The organism is Geodermatophilus sp. SYSU D00697 (genome assembly GCF_054050175.1).
Genome location: NZ_JBJGYV010000027.1, coordinates 31,873 through 47,687, shown reverse-complemented (window position 1 = coordinate 47,687; position 15,815 = coordinate 31,873). Strand labels below are relative to the sequence as shown.

Here is a 15,815-nt window from a genome sequence, read left to right as displayed (position 1 = left end):
GGTGCCCATGACACCGGGCCGGGACTACACGGGGGACATGCACCTCGCGCACGTGCTCGCCGACCAGGCCGACTCGATCAGCATGGACCGGTTCCGCGCGCTGGACCTGCAGGTCGACACCAAGCCGGACCTGACGCCGGTCACCGACGCCGACCGCGCGGTCGAGGAGCAGCTGCGGATCACGCTGGCCCGGGCGCGCACGCGCGACGCCGTCCTCGGCGAGGAGATGGGCGTGACCGGCCACGGGCCGCGCCGCTGGGTGCTCGACCCGATCGACGGGACGAAGAACTTCGTCCGGGGCGTGCCGGTGTGGGCCACCCTCATCGCGCTGTTCGACGGCGACGAGCCGGTGGTGGGGCTGGTGTCGGCCCCGGCACTGAACCGCCGCTGGTGGGCGGCCAAGGGAGTGGGCGCCTGGACCGGCCGGCGGCTGGAGTCGGCGGCGCGCTGCACCGTGTCCCAGGTGGGCGCGCTGGGCGACGCGAGCCTGAGCTACTCGAGCCTGTCGGGCTGGGAGGAGCGCGGGCTGCTCGACGGCTTCCTCGGCCTGAGCCGGGCGATGTGGCGGACCCGCGCCTACGGCGACTTCTGGAGCTACGTGCTGCTCGCCGAGGGAGCGGTCGACGTCGCCTGCGAGCCGGAGGTCTCGCTGTGGGACCTCGCCGCGCTCGACGTCATCGTGCGGGAGGCCGGTGGCCGGTTCACCGACCTCTCGGGCACCCCCGGTCCGGCCGGCGGCAGCGCACTGGCCACCAACGGCGTGCTGCACGACGCGGCGCTGCACCTGCTCAAGCCGCGCACCTGAGCCGCCGGCCGGCCCCCCGCGGGGCCGGCCGGCGGTCCCCCTGCAGGGCCCGCCGGCGAGCGGCGAGTCCTGCAGGGGTCTCACTCAGTGGCCGGTGCCCCAGCCGCGGTCCTCGGTGCCGCGTCCCCGGCCGCTCTGGAAACGGCGGCGGGCCTCGTCGATCTTCGCCCGGGTCCTCGGGTCCTTGGCGAACTGCTGCGCCTTGGCGGTCGCCTGCGCGATGACCTGCCTGCCCTGGGGGGTGTTGGCGAACTGGGTGAGCTTGGTGAACAGCGACGCCATGTCGCGATCTCCTCCTCGTGTCGGCGCGGGACTCGGGTCCTCAACGACCCCCACGCGGTGGCCGTTCCCTCCGCTCATTCCCCCGCGTGGCCGGGACGACACCGGAGGTGACCGGCGGGACGCCGGTCACCTCGGGCCGTGGGCGAACCCGCCGGTGCGGCCGTTGCGGTCGGCCAGCAGCCCGGCCAGCGTGCTGACCGCGATCTCGGCGGGCGTGCGGGAGCCGATGTCCAGCCCGATCGGCCGGTGCACCCGTGCGACCTCCTCCGGCGGCACCCCGAGGGCGGCCAGCGCCGCGACGTGCGGGCCCTCGTGCCGCGGGTTGCCCATGACCCCCACCCAGCGGACCGGCCGGGCCAGCGCGTCGCGCAGCACCTCGCCGAGCTCGGGGCGGTGGTGGTCGGTCACGACGACGTCCGCGCCGGCCAGGTCGCCGTCCAGCGCGGCCAGGGTCGTGACGGCGGCGCCCCGGGCCGGGTCGGGGTCGAGCAGCACGGTGCGGAAGCCCAGCTCCGGCGCCCACCGCGCGAGGACCTCGGCCACCGGCGAGGCGAAGACGGCGACGAGGGTGCGACCGGTGACCTCGGGGGACGGCGCCCCGTGGGCCACGCCGCAGTTCGGGTCCACGCTCATCGCGCGCGCTCCGGGCTGTCGCCGTAGGTGTAGGACGCGTCGGCGTACCGGCCGCCCTGGGCCACCCCCGGTGGGGCGATCGCCGACAACCGGGCCAGCTCGTCGTCCGACAGCTCGACGGCGGCCGCGCCGGCGTTCTCCTCCAGGTAGGCCCGCCGCTTCGTGCCGGGGATCGGGACGACGTCCTCCCCCTGGGCCAGCACCCACGCCAGCGCCAGCTGTCCCGCGGTGCAGCCCTTCTCCTCCGCTAGCGCCCGGACGGCGTCGACCAGTCGCAGGTTGGCGGCGAAGGCGTCCCCGGTGAAACGCGGGTGGCCGCGCCGGAAGTCGTCGTCGGCGAAGTCCTCTGGGCTGGTGATCGCCCCGGTGAGGAAGCCCCGGCCCAGCGGGCTGAACGGCACGATCCCGATCCCGTGCTCGCGCGCGACGCCCAGGACCTCCCCCTCGAGGTCGCGGGTCCACAGCGACCACTCGCTCTGCAGCGCGGCGATCGGGTGGACGGCGACCGCGCGACGGATCGACGCGGCCGACGCCTCCGACAGCCCCAGGTACCGGACCGTGCCCTGCTGCACCAGCTCGGCCATGGCGCCGACGGTGTCCTCGATGGGCACCCGCGGGTCGACCCGGTGCTGGTAGTAGAGGTCGATCACGTCGACCCCGAGCCGGCGAAGGCTCGCCTCGGCGCACGCCCGCACGTTCTCCGGGCGCCCGTCGATCTCCATCCCGCCGTCCCGGCGACGCAGCGAGAACTTGGTCGCCAGCTGCACCTCGTCGCGTCGGCCGGCGATCGCCTCGCCGACCAGCTCCTCGTTGTGCCCGTCGCCGTACACGTCGGAGGTGTCGAGGAAGGTGACGCCGAGGTCGAGCGCGCGGTGGATGGTCGCGAGGGACTCGTCGCGGTCGGCGGCGCCGTAGCTCTGACTCATCCCCATGCAGCCGAGGCCGAGCGTGGAGACGACCAGGCCGTCGCGGCCGAGCGTGCGGGTACCGACGGGGGAAGGAGAGGTCACCTCCGCATCCTCGCCTCGCCCCGCCCGGCGCCGCCACCGCCGGCCGGCGACGTCCTCCCTCAGCCCGGCGGTCGCAGGAGCACCGGCAGCTGTTCCAGGCCGTGGACGATGACGCTGCGCCGGTGGCGCAGGTCCTCCGGGGGCACGGCCAGGCGCAGGCCGGGGAACCGGTCGAGCAGCGACCGCAGGGCGACCTCCCCCTCGAGCCGCGCGAGCGGGGCGCCCAGGCAGAAGTGCAGCCCGTGACCGAAGGCGAGGTGCCCTGCGGCATCGCGGTCGGGGTCGAGCAGCTCGGGCCGGTCGAAGCGGCCCGGGTCGCGGTTGGCCGCGCCCACCGACAGCGTGACCACCGAACCGGCGGGGATGGTGGTGCCCGAGTACTCGACGTCCTCGGCGGCGAAGCGCATGGGGGCGTTGTGCACGGGGCCGTCCCAGCGCAGGAACTCCTCGACCGCCGCGGGGATCCGCTGCGGGTCGGCGAGCAGGTGCTCGCGGAGCGCCTCGTCGGTGGCGACCCCCAGCACCGCGTTGCCGATGAGGTTGGCCGTGGTCTCGTGGCCGGCGATGAGCAGCAGCACGCCCATCGCGACGACCTCCTCGGTGCTGAGCTGGTCACCGGCCTCCGACACCTCGACCAGCGCCGAGATCAGGGCGTCGTCCGGGGCGCGCCGCTTGGTCCCGACGAGGGCGTACAGGTACTCCGCCAGCCCTGCTGTGGCCTGCTGCTCGTCGACGTCGTCGTGGTCGTCGACCAGCGCGCGCGACCAGGTGCCGAAGGCGTCGCGGTCGGTGTCGGGCACCCCGAGCAGCTCGCAGATGACGGCCATGGGCAGCGGCACCGCGTAGGCGGCGAGCAGGTCGACCGGCTCCCCCTCGGGCACGGCGTCGAGCAGGCCGGCGGCCAGTGCCTCGATGCGCGGGCGCAGCTCGGCGGTGCGCCGCGGGGTGAAGGCCCGGGAGACCAGCCGCCGCAGGCGGGTGTGGTCGGGCGGGTCGAGCAGGATCATCATCGAGCCGAAGGGGCCCGGCAGGCGGGGGGCCTGCGCGCGGACCTCCGGCGGCAGGGTCGCGCGGTGGTCCTTGACCAGGCGCGGGTCGGTGAAGGCCGCGCGGACGTCGTCGTACCGGGTGATCATCCACGTGGTGCCGCCCCGGGGCAGCGCCACCTCGCGCACCGGGGCCTGCTCGCGCAACCGCTCGTAGGCGGGGTAGGGATCGCGCCAGAAGGAGCCCTCGAACACCGAGTCGTCGACCGCGGTCACCTCGCGCTGCCCTGCCTCAGCCGGCTCATCGCCCCAGCGTCGGGGCCGGGGGCCCGGGGGGCAAGGCGGGGCCCGCGGATCGGCGTCGTCTCAGCGGCGCGACAGGCCGTCGATGCGGGCGACCTCGTCCTCGGTCAGGGAGAAGCCCCCGATCGCGACGTTGGCGCGGATCCGCTCCGGCGTGGCCGACTTGGGGATGACGACGACGCCGTGCTCGACGTGCCAGCGCAGCACCACCTGTGCCGGCGTGACGCCGTGCGCGTCGGCGACCTCGCGCAGCACCGGGTCCCCGAGGTCGGTGTTCTTGAACGGGCTGTAGCCCTCCAGGACCACCCCGCGCTCCCGGTGCCCGGCCTCGATCTGCGCGTCGTACTTCGCCGGCGCCCAGCTGACCTGGTTCACCTGCGGCGTCACGCCGGTCGCCTGCGTCAGCCGGTCGACCTGCTCGAGCGAGTAGTTACTGACCCCGATCGCCCGGGCCCGGCCGGCCTCGCGGGCGGCGACGAAGCGCTCCCACACGCCCTCGCCGGCGCCGCCGGGCGGCCAGTGGATCAGCCACAGGTCGACGGCGTCGACGCCGAGCGCGGCCAGCGACGCCGACAGGGTCTGGTCGGCGCGGCCGGCCTCCCGTGGCGGCAGCTTGGTGGTCACGAAGACCTCGTCCCGGTCGAGGCCGGAGTCGCGCAGGGCCCGCCCGACCTCGGCCTCGTTGCGGTACATCGTCGCGGTGTCCAGGTGCCGGTAGCCGGCGTCCAGTGCGGTGCGGACGGCGTCGTAGCAGGTGGAGCCGGTCATCTGCCAGGTGCCGAAGCCCAGCAGCGGCATGGTGCCGCCGCCGGGGAGCGGCGCGGCGGGGACGGTCTCGGGCATACCTGGCCGATGCCCGGCACCGCGCCGACCGACACCCGGCGCAGGCGCGTCCCGTCTGGTGGGATGGACGGCGACGGGCCGGCGACCGACCGGCCGAGGAGGGCCTCCCGTGCAGTACGCCGAGTCCGTCGTCGACCTGGTCGGCAACACCCCGCTGGTGCGGCTCACCTCGGTCACACGCGACCTGGGTCCCGACGCGCCGCTGGTGCTGGCCAAGGTCGAGTACCTCAACCCCGGCGGGTCGGTGAAGGACCGGATCGCCGTCCGCATGGTCGACGCCGCCGAGGCCAGCGGCGCGCTCCGGCCGGGCGGGACCATCGTGGAGCCGACCAGCGGCAACACCGGGATCGGCCTGGCCCTCGTCGCCCAGCAGCGCGGCTACCGCTGCGTCTTCGTCTGCCCGGACAAGGTCGGCCAGGAGAAGATCAACGTGCTCAAGGCGTACGGCGCCGAGGTGCACGTGTGCCCCACCGCCGTCGACCCGGCCGACCCGCGCTCCTACTACTCGGTGTCCGACCGGCTGGCCCGCGAACTGCCCGGCGGCTGGAAGCCCGACCAGTACTCCAACCCGGCCAACCCGCAGTCGCACTACGAGACCACCGGCCCGGAGATCTGGGCGCAGACCGAGGGGCGGGTCACCTGCTTCGTCACCGGCGTCGGCACCGGCGGGACGATCAGCGGCACCGGCCGCTACCTCAAGGAGGCCTCCGGCGGGCGGGTGCGGGTGGTCGGCGCCGACCCCGAGGGCTCGGTCTACTCCGGGGGCACCGGCCGGCCCTACCTCGTCGAGGGCGTCGGGGAGGACTTCTGGCCGTCGGCCTACGACCCCTCGGTCGCCGACGAGATCATCGCCGTCAGCGACGCCGACTCCTTCGCCATGACCCGCCGGCTGGCCCGCGAGGAGGGGATGCTCGTCGGCGGCTCCTGCGGGATGGCCGTGGTGGCCGCGCTGCGTGCCGCCGCGCGCCTGACGGCGGACGACGTCGTCGTCGTCCTGCTGCCCGACGGCGGCCGCGGGTACCTGAACAAGATCTTCAACGACGAGTGGATGGCCGACTACGGCTTCCTCGAGGAGACCGGCGGGGAGAGCGTCGGCGAACTCCTCGTCACGAAGTCCGGCGCCACCCCGCAACTGGTGCACACCCACCCCAACGAGACGGTGCGCGAGGCGATCGACATCCTGCGCGAGTACGGCGTCAGCCAGCTGCCCGTGGTGCGGGCCGAGCCGCCCGTGACCGCCGGCGAGGTGGTCGGGTCGGTGTCGGAGAAGGCGCTGCTGGACGCGCTGTTCGCCGGGCGGGCGAACCTCTCCGACCGGGTCGAGCGGCACATGTCCGCGCCGCTGCCGATCATCGGGTCCGGCGAGCCGGTGAGCGCCGCCGTCGCCGCCCTCGGCGAGGCCGACGCGCTGCTCGTGCACGAGGACGGCAAACCGGCCGGCGTCGTCACCCGCCAGGACGTGCTCGGCCACCTCGCCGGCCTCGCGCCTACGGTGGCGCCGTGAGCTCCTCCCCGCGGCTGCCCGGCTTCAACACCCGCGCCATCCACGCCGGGCAGGACCCGGACCCGGCGACCGGCGCGGTCATCGTCCCGGTGCACCTCACGACGACCTACAAGCAGGACGGCGTCGGCGGACTGCGCGGCGGCTACGAGTACAGCCGCAGCGGCAACCCCACCCGGACGGCGCTGCAGGAGGCGCTGGCCGCCCTCGAGCAGGGTCGGCACGGGCTGGCCTTCGCCTCGGGCCTGGCCGCGGAGGACACCCTGCTGCGCACGGTCTGCGAGCCGGGCAGCCACGTGGTGCTCGGCGGCGACGCCTACGGCGGCACGTTCCGGCTGATCTCGAAGGTGGCCGCGCGCTGGGGCCTGGAGCACACGCCGGCCGACCTCAACGACGTCGACGCGCTCCGGGCCGCGATCCGGCCCACGACGCGGGTGGTCTGGTGCGAGACGCCCACCAACCCGCTGCTCAACATCGCCGACATCGCGCTGGTGGCCGAGGTCGCGCACGAGGCGGGCGCGCTGCTGGTGGTCGACAACACCTTCGCCTCGCCCTACCTGCAGCAGCCGCTGACCCTGGGCGCGGACGTCGTCGTGCACTCGACGACCAAGTACCTGGGCGGGCACTCCGACGTCGTCGGCGGCGCCCTCGTGGTCGGGGACGACGCCGACCTGGCCGAGCGGCTGGCCTTCTCCCACAACGCGATGGGCGCCGTGGCCGGCCCGTTCGACTCCTGGCTGGTGCTGCGCGGCCTCAAGACCCTCGGCGTCCGGATGGACCGGCACCAGGCCAACGCCGCCCGCGTCGCCGAGTTCCTCCTCGACTCCCCCGCCGTGACCTCGGTGCTCTACCCCGGCCTGCCCGACCACCCCGGCCACGACATCGCCGCGAAGCAGATGTCCGGCTCGGGCGGGATGCTGTCGTTCCGGCTGGCCGGCGGGGAGGACGCGGCGCTGCGGGTGTGCGAACGGGCGCAGGTGTTCACCCTCGCCGAGTCCCTCGGCGGCGTGGAGTCGCTGATCGAGCACCCGGCGCGGATGACCCACGCCAGCGCCGCCGGCTCACCGCTGGAGGTGCCCGGCGACCTGGTGCGCCTGTCGGTCGGCATCGAGGACGTCGAGGACCTGCTGGCCGACCTGGAGCAGGCCCTGTCCCCCTGACCTCCGGGTCGCCCCGCGAGCGGGCGACGCGGGGTCACCTCGGTGCCGTGAGGATGCGCGGCCCCTCGTCGGTCACCGCGACGGTGTGCTCGACGTGGGCGGCCCGGCTGCCGTCCGCGCTGCGCAGCGTCCAGCCGTCGGCGTCCACCGTGTAGTCGTCGCTCCCGCCGGCGAGGAACCACGGCTCGATGGCGATGACCAGCCCCGGGCGCAGCGGGACCCCGCGACCCGGGCGGCCCTCGTTGGGCACCGACGGCGCCTCGTGCATCGACCGCCCGACGCCGTGGCCCCCCTGGTCGGTGTTGATGCCGACTCCCCCGGCCCGGCCGACGGCGCCGATCGCCGCGGAGATGTCACCGACGCGGTTGCCGACGACGGCCGCGGCGATCCCCGCCTCGAGCGCCCGCTCGGTGGTGGCGACCAGCTCCAGGTCCTCGGGGCGGGGCGTGCCCACCGGGAAGGTCATGGCGCTGTCCCCCACCCACCCGTCGAGGGTGGCGCCGGCGTCCACGCTGAGCAGGTCGCCGTCGGACAGGACGTCGGGCGTCGGGATGCCGTGCAGCGCGACGTCGTTGACCGACAGGCACACCACGCCGGGGAACGGCGGCGTCGTCGCCAGGGGCGCGTAGCCGAGGAACGGGGACGTGGCACCGGCGTCGGCCAGCACGTCGCGGGCCACGGCGTCGAGCTGGCTGAGCCGCACGCCCGGGGCCGCGGCCGCGCGCACCGCGGCCAGCATGTCGGCCACCACCGCTCCCGCGGCGCGCATCGCGTCCAGTTCACCCGGGGTCCGCAGTTCGATCACGCCGTCATCCTGTCGCGCGGTGCCGGCCGGCCGGTCACCGGACCGCCCGGCCGGCGAGCCTCAGCCCTGTGGACCGTCGACCAGGTCGGCGTAGTCGGGGTGCCGGTCGACCCAGGCGGCGATGAACGAGCACCGGGGCACGGCCCGCAGGCCCCGCGCCCGGACGTCGTCCAGCGCACCCCGCGCCAGGGTGCTGCCGACCCCGTTGCCCTCCTGGTCGGGATCGACCTCGGTGTGGGTGAACACGACCCGGTCCCCCTCGCGCTGGTACGCGGCGAGGCCGAGGACCCGGTCGCCGTCGCGGACCTCGTAACGACCTGCCCCGGGCACGTCCTGGACGGTGAGCTCCATACGACCGGCAACCCCGCGCGCCGCGGCCCTGTTCCTCACTCGGCCAGGGACAGAGCCGCCGTCGGGCACTGCGCGACCGCGTCCCGGACGGCGGCCTCGTCCTCCGCCCCCGGCTGCGGCTGCAGCACCGTGACCACACCGTCGTCCCCGACCTCGAACACCTCCGGCGCCAGGACCTCGCACTGGCCGGAACCGATGCAGCGCTCGCGGTCCACGACGACGCGCATCAAGCGCTCCCGGACAGCCGTGCCGGCAGCCGCTTGACCCCGTTGACGAAGGAGGAGCGCAGCCGGTCCGGCGGGCCGGCGACCTCCAGGTCGGGCAGCTGGTCGAACAGGGCGCGGAAGGTCACCGCGATCTCCCGGCGGGCCAGGTGCGCACCCAGGCAGAAGTGCGGGCCGCGCGAGCCGAAGCCGACGTGCGGGTTCGGGTCGCGGGCGAGGTCGAAGACCTCGGGGTCGCGGAAGACGGCGGGGTCCCGGTTGGCCGCGGCGTAGAACAGCAGGAACTTGTCCCCAGCGGAGAACCGGTGGCCGTTGACCTCGCCGTCCCGGGTGGCGGTCCGCCGCATCCAGGTGACCGGGCTCGCCCAGCGCACGACCTCCTCGACGGCGGTGCGGTCCAGCCCCGGGTCGGCTCTCCAGCGGGCCCGCTGCTGCGGGTGCTCGGCGAGGGCGAGGACGCCCTGGGAGATGGCGGTGCGGGTCGTCTCGTTGCCGGCGACCAGCAGCAGGATGAAGAACGACGCGATCTCCTGGTGGGTGAGCCGCTCCCCGTCGACCTCGGTGGTGACCAGGGCCGTGGTGAGGTCCTCGCGCGGCTCGGCCAGCCGCTCGGCGGCCAGCCGCTCCATCAGGGCGGCCAGCTCGATCCCGGCCTGGAGGACGGCGGTCATCGGGTCGTCCTGGTCCTCGACCAGCTCCGGGTCCCCGCCGGAGAGGATGACGTTCGAGTGGGCCAGGACCATGGGCCGGTCGGCGTCGGGGATCCCCATCATGTCGCAGATGACCCGCAGCGGGATCGGCGCCGCGATGTCGGCGACGACGTCGATCCGCCCGTCGTTGGCCTCCGCCGTCCGCCGGGCCCGCGCCAGGACGTCGTCGGCCACGGCGCGCACCGAGTCCACGGTCCGCTCGAGCATCCGCGGCGTGAAGGTCTTCGACACGATCCGCCGGATCTTGGCGTGCCGCGGGTCGTCCATGCTGATCAGCGAGCCGTAGAACTCGTTGAGCTCGGCCGGGATGTCCTGGATGGACACCGCCCCCTCGCCGGAGCAGAAGACCGCCGGCTGGGAGCTGATCGCCTCGACGTCGGCGTACCGGGTCACCGCCCAGTAGCCGGGGCCGGTCGGCAGCATCGGGATCTCCGGCTCGGCGAAGAAGGCGAACGGCCGATCGCGCCGGAGCGCGGCGAAGGCGGCGTACCGCTCGGCCGCGGGGCGCAGCCACCAGTCCCGGTCGGAGAGGTCCAGGCTGTCCAGGTCGATGCTGTCCAGGTCGACGGTGCCCGGTGCGGTGGCCTCGACGGTCACGGGTCCTCCCCCTGCGAACGGTCAGCGTTGACCGGTGACGCTAGAGAGGGGGCGGCGTGACGCACAACACAGTTGGCGAGGAGTCGGCGGACGACGGAGGGCCCGGCCACCGTGTGGCCGGGCCCTCCGAGGAGTAGCGGGGACAGGATTCGAACCTGTGACCTCTGGGTTATGAGCCCAGCGAGCTACCGAGCTGCTCCACCCCGCGTCGCACCTCCACCATACACGGCGCCCGGGAGGCCGCCGCCGGGCCTCCCGACGCCCGCGCGCGCCTCACCCGATGCTCTCGTGCGACAACTTACAGTCGCGACCGTGGCGGAGGTGGCGACGAGCAGCTTCGTCGGCGACCCGCAGCCGGTGGAGGTCTTCCACGCCGGCGTCTGGTTCCCCGGCGAGCTCCTGGGCTGGCGGTTCGACGAGGCCGGGACCTGCCGGGTGCGGGTCCGCTGCGTGGTCGGCGGCCTGCGGCACACCGCCTGGACCGACCTGGCCCACCTGCGCCTGCCGACGATCGCGGACGCCGACGCCCCGCCCCCTGTCGACGACGCAGCCACTCCCCCGGTCGACGTCCCGCAGCCCCGGCGTCCCGCCGGGGACGACGACACCGGGCGGCACCCGCTCCTGCCCGCGTGGGACCGCCACGAGCACGGCGCCGACCTCCCCCGGCCGCGGCGCTCCGGGCTCGTGGAGTGGCTGAGCGCCACCTGACCGCCTCGCCGGGACCGCGCACCGGGACCGTCAGGCCGAGCGCGGGATCGTGGACGGCTGCATGGCGCCGGCGTCGACGGCGGTCGTCGTGCCCGTGACATGGCGCGCCTCGTCAGGGCGAGGTGGAGCACGGCATTGCTGATGTCGACCGCCTCCACCCACGGGACCGGCATGGCGTTGAGCGCCGTCATGCCCTCCGCCGCCTGCCCCCGGGTGGCTCCCCGGGACCCCGCCTGGGAACAGGCCCCAGATCGCCTCGTTCGCCGCCATCGGGGTGTCCACCGTCGTGGCGTGGATCGAGTTCACCCGGATGTGGTGCGGGGCCAGCTCGACGGCCAGGGAACGCACCAGGCCGGTGACACCGTGCTCGGCCGCGGTGGAGTGCGCGAGCTCGGGGGAGGCGATCAGCCGCGGGACCCGCCGCACCAGCACCGCAGGGCGCCTGCGAGGCGTCTACCGAGAGGTCGTCACCGCGAACGCCGGTCCGGCGACGTCGGCGCAGCTGTCCCGCGCGCCGTGACCCGACTCCGGTCCGGCCCGCGGCAGGTCACGGCACCGCTCCGGCGGGCTCCTCGGTACGCGGTGCGGGCACCGGGCCGCGCCGGAGCCGGGCGAGGTCCGGGTCCCGCGCCGCCACCGCCGCACCGAGGCGCATCAGCAGCGACGGGGACAGCCGCATCAGCCACCACTGCACGCGCGCCTGCCGGGGCGCGACGATGACCGCCCGGTTGCGCTCCACCCCGCGGAGGACGTCGCGCGCCAGCGCGTCGGCGCTGTAGAGCCGCCCGCCGCTCATCCTGGTGATCAGCGCCCGGGCGTCCACTCCCTCGGCACCGGGCACCCGCGGGAGGTCCGACGGCAGGCCCTTGTCCAGGATCGGGGTGTCCACACCGCCCGGGCACACCACGCTGACCCGGACCCCGCGAGCCGCGCCCTCTCCGCGCAGGCTCAGCGAGAGTCCCACCACGGCCCACTTGGTCGTGGCGTACGGCACCGACCCGGGTACGGGCAGCAGGCCGGCCAGGGACGCGGTGTTCACGATGTGCCCGGACTCCTGGCGCACCATCACCGGGTAGGCGGCCAGCACCCCGTGCACCACGCCGCGCAGGTTGACGTCGATGGCCCGGTCCCAGTGCGCCGCCGCCAGCTGCTCGGTCGGGCCGCCCATCCCGATGCCGGCGTTGTTGACCATCAGGTCCAGCCGGCCGTGCCGGTCCACGGTGCCGTCGACCAGAGCGGCGACCGCCGCCGCCTCGCGCACGTCGACCTCGGCTCCCGTGGCCGTCCCCGGCCCCGCGGCGGTGAGCTGACCGGCCACCTCCGCGGCGGCCGCTCCGTCCACGTCGGCGAGCACCACGTCGTCCCCGCGCCGCACCAGCGCCGCTCCCAGCGCACGCCCGATGCCGGAGGCCCCTCCGGTCACGATCGCCACCCCTGGCATGGCGCACCCCCTCACCGCCGGAGCCGTCGGACACCGGCAGGAGCCAGGGTTCTCCCGGCCTGCCCGCAGGACCATCCCGGAGAGCACCGGTTCCCGACGACGGCGTCCTCGATCACCCGGTCACCGGCGCGCGCGGACCGCTGCGTCACGGACCGCCACGGGCGGTGATCCCGCTGCGCTGCTCCCGGGCCGATGGACTCGTCGGGGAGCGGTCGGACGACCGTGTCGGCCTCCCCACGAGACCACCGACGGTCGACCCATGCTCATCGCCGAGGACCTGCTGCTCCTCCTGACCGCCGACGGCTCCGGCAAGCTGGCTGTGGACAGCACGAACACGAACACGGCGCTCGGCGGGGCGTTGCTGGCCGAGCTCGCACTCATGCAGCGCGTCGACATCGCGGGCCCCGACGAGCGGGTGCGAGGAGGCCGGCTGATCGTCAAGGACGCCAGCCCCACCGGGAACCGTGTGCTCGACGAAGCCCTGGCCACGATCGGCCACAAGGAGGGCAAGAAGCCCCGGAGCGTCGTGGCCGCACTCGGCAAGCAGGCGCGGGGGCAGCTCTACGAGCGTCTTGCCGAGGCCGGCCTGCTGCGATCGGAGGAGGGCCGGGTCCTCGGCATCTTCCCGACCCACCGTTGGCCCGCGGAGGACGCCGGCCACGAGGCGGCGGTCCGAGCCGGCCTCGCCACGGCCCTGCGCCACGGCGTGACCACGGATGCCAGGACCCGAGCCCTCGTCTCCCTCCTGCTCGCGCTGAAGGCCGTGCACGAGGCGGTGGCTCCCGAGTCAGTCGGGCTCTCCAAGCCGGAGCTGAGCGCGAGCGCCGAGCGGATCGCCGAGGAGGACCGGGTGGGCAAGGCCGTCCGGTCGGCGATCGACACGGAGACGGCGATCATCATCAGCTCATCGGTCGCCGGAGAGGGCGGGGGCTGATGACATCACCGCCCAGACGACGTCACCACCAGATGGCGCTCATGGTCGGTCCGAGCTCGACCGGCTCGGCGATCGTCGGCTTCGGGGCGGACGCCGCCGCCTGGGGTGGGTCGCGGAGACTGAGCGGCTGGTGCCCGACCGGTTGCGCGACCGGACGGCAGCGTCCACTCCCTGCTGGTCACGGGCGCCAGTGCGGTCAGTGCCCTGGTCGGCGGGGCCTCGCGGGACCGTTGCGGGTGGCCGGCCCGTTCTGGGTCGCGGTCGTCCAATCGCCAGGCCGGGCCCTGTGGACACCACGTCCTCGGTCACCCGGCCATCCCTCGGACGGTCATCGCCTGCGCCCGTGCCGACCTCGCACCGGCCGGGTCATCGTGGCCACATGACCGCTGCAGTCACGCCGCTGCCGGGTCAGCCGGAGCCGCTGATGCCCGGCTCGATCGACACGCATCTCGTCACCTCGGTCCCCCTGTGTGGCCCCGAGACGCCTGCCTCCGACGTGCGGGCCATGCTGGCCGGTGCCCGCTACGAGTCAGTGGCCGACGTCGCCGTCTGCGCCCTCGACGGTCCCGACCACCGGCTCCTGGGGCTGCTGCCGCTCGAGCGGGTGCTCGCCGCAGACCCGGCGGCACCGGCCCGTGACCTGATGGATCGGGACCCGCCGGTCATCGGGCTCGGGCTGGACCAGGAGGAGGCCGCCTGGAAGGCAGCGCACCACCACGAGTCCAGCCTGGCCGTCGTCGACGACCGCGGCGTGTTCCGCGGACTCGTGCCGCCCGAGCGGCTGCTCGCCGTCCTGCTGAGCGCACACGACCGCGACCTCAGCCGACTCGGCGGCTTCCTGCGCTCGACCGCCTCGGCACGCCACGCGATGGACGAGCCGCTCGCGACGCGACTGTGGCACCGCCTGCCCTGGCTCCTCCTGGGGCTGCTCGGCTCCGCCGGCGCCGCGCTCCTGGTCCAGGGCTTCGAGAGCGACCTCGCCTCCGACGTGCGTCTGGCGTTCTTCATCCCCGGGATCGTCTACATGGCCGACGCCGTGGGCACACAGACCGAGGCCCTCGTGATCCGCGGGCTCTCGGTCGGGGTGGAGATCCGGCGGGTGTTCCGGCTGGAGGCGGCGACCGGCCTCTTCGTGGGGCTGGTGCTCGCCGTGCTCGCCCTCCCCGCGGTCTGGCTGATGATCGGCTCGCAGTCGATCGCGCTGGTCGTGAGCCTGTCCCTCGCCGCGGCCTGCACCGTCGCCACCGTGATCGCGATGTCGCTGCCGTGGCTGGTTGCGCGGCTGGGGCGCGACCCCGCGTTCGGCAGTGGCCCGCTGGCCACCGTCGTCCAGGACCTGCTGTCCCTGCTCATCTACTTCGTCGTCGCGTCGGTGGCACTCGGCTGAGGGTGCCGGAGACCATCCGCCGCTCGGTCGTCGTTCTCGTCGACAGCCTGGGTGGAGGTGACCAGCAGGTCCTCGACGAGGCGCCGCACCTCCGCCGAGGAGGAGCCCGGCGGAGGTGCGGCGGGTCCTCCCATCAACCGAGGCGCTCGTCGAGGGACAGGAGGCGCACGGCGTTGTCGCGGCCGACTCGCCGGTGCAGCTCCTCCGGCAACTCGAGGCGGTCGAACCAGGTCGCACCCTGTGGCATCTCGTCGTAGGGGTAGTCGACGGAGAACATGACCCGGTCCTCCCCCATCGTCTCCAACGCCGCGAGGAGGCTGGGCGTGCAGAAGTGCCCGCTGGTGGTGACCCAGAAGTTCTCCCGCAGGTAGGCCGTCAGCGGACGATCGAGGTCGACCCGGTCGTTGGCCTTGTGCATGCGGTTCTCGATCCGCCAGATGTTGTAGGGCAGCGACTCCCCCAGATGCCCCAGCACGACCTGGACACGGGGGTGTCGGTCGAACAGGCCGCTGGTGATCAGCCGCAACGCCGACGCGGACGTGTCGGTGGTGAACTCCCAGACCGGGCCGGCCAGCTCGGGGCGGTCGGAGACGACGCCGCGCTGATCGGCCGGCAGGAGCCGGGGGTGCAGGTACAGCGGGACGTCGAGCTCGGCGACGGCGGTCCAGAAGGGGTCGAAGCGGAGCAGGTCCAGGTGGCCGACGCCGCCGTCCGGGAGGTCTGTCCAGCTGTTGACCAGGACGCCGTGGAAGCCGAGGTCACTCACCGCCCGGTGGAGCTCCTCGACCGCGGCGTCGACGTCCTGCAGCGCGACGGCGGCGAAGCCACCGAATCGGTCGGGCCGGTCGGCGACCGCCTTCGCGAGCACGTCGTTGCTGCGGCGGGCGCGCTCGACGGCCTGCGTGGCGTCCCGCTCGCCCTGCACCCCTGGACTGGTGAGGGAGACGACGGCGTACTCGATGCCGCACTCGTCCATCTCGCGCAGTCGCAGGTCGGTGAAGTCCACGATGCGGCGCTGGATGTCGCCCCAGACCCGCGGGCCGAGGAAGTGCGGCCGGATCTCGTTGTACTCGGGGATGGCGAAGTGCTCCTCGAGCGCGATCTTGTCGTTCATGGCTGCTCCCGGGGTCTCTCG

General features: G+C 74.5%; 18 protein-coding genes and 1 tRNA gene. 6 read left to right on the top strand and 13 right to left on the bottom strand.

Annotated features, from left to right (window positions below):
- Window positions 1-7 precede the first annotated feature (7 nt).
- A complete protein-coding gene (locus ACI79C_RS19780) occupies window positions 8-805 on the top strand; it encodes an inositol monophosphatase family protein (protein WP_456947393.1) in 798 nt (265 codons plus the stop codon).
- Between the two features lie 84 nt (window positions 806-889).
- Here ACI79C_RS19780 and ACI79C_RS19775 read toward each other — a convergent pair whose 3' ends face one another.
- From ACI79C_RS19775 to ACI79C_RS19755, 5 genes are all read right to left on the bottom strand, one after another.
- Window positions 890-1,087: a hypothetical protein gene (locus ACI79C_RS19775; protein WP_456947392.1), complete on the bottom strand. Its 198-nt coding sequence runs from the start codon at window positions 1,085-1,087 to the stop codon at window positions 890-892.
- 126 nt (window positions 1,088-1,213) lie between these two features.
- The gene (locus ACI79C_RS19770) at window positions 1,214-1,720 is read right to left on the bottom strand and encodes an XdhC family protein (protein ID WP_456947391.1); all 507 of its coding nucleotides are present in this window, start codon (window positions 1,718-1,720) and stop codon (window positions 1,214-1,216) included.
- Complete coding sequence (locus tag ACI79C_RS19765) at window positions 1,717-2,730, bottom strand: aldo/keto reductase (RefSeq protein ID WP_456947390.1); 1,014 nt, start codon at window positions 2,728-2,730, stop codon at window positions 1,717-1,719. The genes ACI79C_RS19770 and ACI79C_RS19765 overlap by 4 nt, the downstream gene beginning before the upstream one ends.
- Window positions 2,731-2,789: 59 nt before the next feature.
- Window positions 2,790-3,992 (bottom strand): cytochrome P450 family protein, encoded by a 1,203-nt coding sequence (locus ACI79C_RS19760; RefSeq protein ID WP_456947389.1) that lies wholly within the window; start codon window positions 3,990-3,992, stop codon window positions 2,790-2,792.
- A 90-nt stretch (window positions 3,993-4,082) separates the two neighbouring features.
- Window positions 4,083-4,862, bottom strand: a complete 780-nt coding sequence (locus ACI79C_RS19755; RefSeq protein ID WP_456947388.1) for an aldo/keto reductase — start codon at window positions 4,860-4,862, stop codon at window positions 4,083-4,085.
- Between the two features lie 109 nt (window positions 4,863-4,971).
- Here ACI79C_RS19755 and ACI79C_RS19750 point away from each other — a divergent pair, with 109 nt between their 5' ends.
- Window positions 4,972-6,366 (top strand): cystathionine beta-synthase, encoded by a 1,395-nt coding sequence (locus ACI79C_RS19750; protein ID WP_456947387.1) that lies wholly within the window; start codon window positions 4,972-4,974, stop codon window positions 6,364-6,366.
- Window positions 6,363-7,523, top strand: coding sequence for a cystathionine gamma-synthase (locus tag ACI79C_RS19745; RefSeq protein ID WP_456947386.1), 1,161 nt, complete (start codon window positions 6,363-6,365; stop codon window positions 7,521-7,523). The genes ACI79C_RS19750 and ACI79C_RS19745 overlap by 4 nt, the downstream gene beginning before the upstream one ends.
- 34 nt (window positions 7,524-7,557) lie before the next feature.
- Here ACI79C_RS19745 and map read toward each other — a convergent pair whose 3' ends face one another.
- The 5 genes from map to ACI79C_RS19720 form a co-directional block, all read right to left on the bottom strand.
- Window positions 7,558-8,328, bottom strand: a complete 771-nt coding sequence (gene map, locus ACI79C_RS19740; RefSeq protein WP_456947385.1) for a type I methionyl aminopeptidase — start codon at window positions 8,326-8,328, stop codon at window positions 7,558-7,560.
- Window positions 8,329-8,388: 60 nt separating this feature from the next.
- Window positions 8,389-8,658 carry a GNAT family N-acetyltransferase gene (locus ACI79C_RS19735; protein ID WP_456947384.1) on the bottom strand — a complete coding sequence of 90 codons (270 nt, stop codon included), beginning with the start codon at window positions 8,656-8,658 and terminating at the stop codon, window positions 8,389-8,391.
- Window positions 8,659-8,714: 56 nt separating this feature from the next.
- Window positions 8,715-8,906 carry a ferredoxin gene (locus tag ACI79C_RS19730; protein ID WP_456947383.1) on the bottom strand — a complete coding sequence of 64 codons (192 nt, stop codon included), beginning with the start codon at window positions 8,904-8,906 and terminating at the stop codon, window positions 8,715-8,717.
- Entirely contained in the window at window positions 8,906-10,210 is a 1,305-nt protein-coding gene (locus ACI79C_RS19725; RefSeq protein WP_456947382.1) for a cytochrome P450, read from the bottom strand. The genes ACI79C_RS19730 and ACI79C_RS19725 overlap by 1 nt, the downstream gene beginning before the upstream one ends.
- A gap of 134 nt (window positions 10,211-10,344) precedes the next feature.
- A tRNA-Met gene (locus ACI79C_RS19720) sits at window positions 10,345-10,418 on the bottom strand.
- A gap of 104 nt (window positions 10,419-10,522) precedes the next feature.
- On the opposite strand from ACI79C_RS19720, the gene ACI79C_RS19715 reads away from it, so the two are divergent.
- Window positions 10,523-10,918: a hypothetical protein gene (locus tag ACI79C_RS19715; protein ID WP_456947381.1), complete on the top strand. Its 396-nt coding sequence runs from the start codon at window positions 10,523-10,525 to the stop codon at window positions 10,916-10,918.
- A 30-nt stretch (window positions 10,919-10,948) separates the two neighbouring features.
- On the opposite strand, the gene ACI79C_RS19710 is transcribed toward ACI79C_RS19715, so the two are convergent.
- The gene (locus ACI79C_RS19710) at window positions 10,949-11,266 is read right to left on the bottom strand and encodes an SDR family oxidoreductase (RefSeq protein ID WP_456947418.1); all 318 of its coding nucleotides are present in this window, start codon (window positions 11,264-11,266) and stop codon (window positions 10,949-10,951) included.
- A 199-nt stretch (window positions 11,267-11,465) separates the two neighbouring features.
- Entirely contained in the window at window positions 11,466-12,341 is an 876-nt protein-coding gene (locus tag ACI79C_RS19705; RefSeq protein WP_456947380.1) for an SDR family NAD(P)-dependent oxidoreductase, read from the bottom strand.
- 277 nt (window positions 12,342-12,618) lie between these two features.
- On the opposite strand from ACI79C_RS19705, the gene ACI79C_RS19700 reads away from it, so the two are divergent.
- Window positions 12,619-13,293 carry a GOLPH3/VPS74 family protein gene (locus tag ACI79C_RS19700; RefSeq protein WP_456947379.1) on the top strand — a complete coding sequence of 225 codons (675 nt, stop codon included), beginning with the start codon at window positions 12,619-12,621 and terminating at the stop codon, window positions 13,291-13,293.
- 379 nt (window positions 13,294-13,672) lie between these two features.
- Window positions 13,673-14,680: a magnesium transporter gene (locus ACI79C_RS19695; RefSeq protein WP_456947378.1), complete on the top strand. Its 1,008-nt coding sequence runs from the start codon at window positions 13,673-13,675 to the stop codon at window positions 14,678-14,680.
- 133 nt (window positions 14,681-14,813) lie between these two features.
- Here ACI79C_RS19695 and ACI79C_RS19690 read toward each other — a convergent pair whose 3' ends face one another.
- The gene (locus ACI79C_RS19690; protein WP_456947377.1) at window positions 14,814-15,794 is read right to left on the bottom strand and encodes an amidohydrolase family protein; all 981 of its coding nucleotides are present in this window, start codon (window positions 15,792-15,794) and stop codon (window positions 14,814-14,816) included.
- Between the last annotated feature and the right edge of the window lie 21 nt (window positions 15,795-15,815).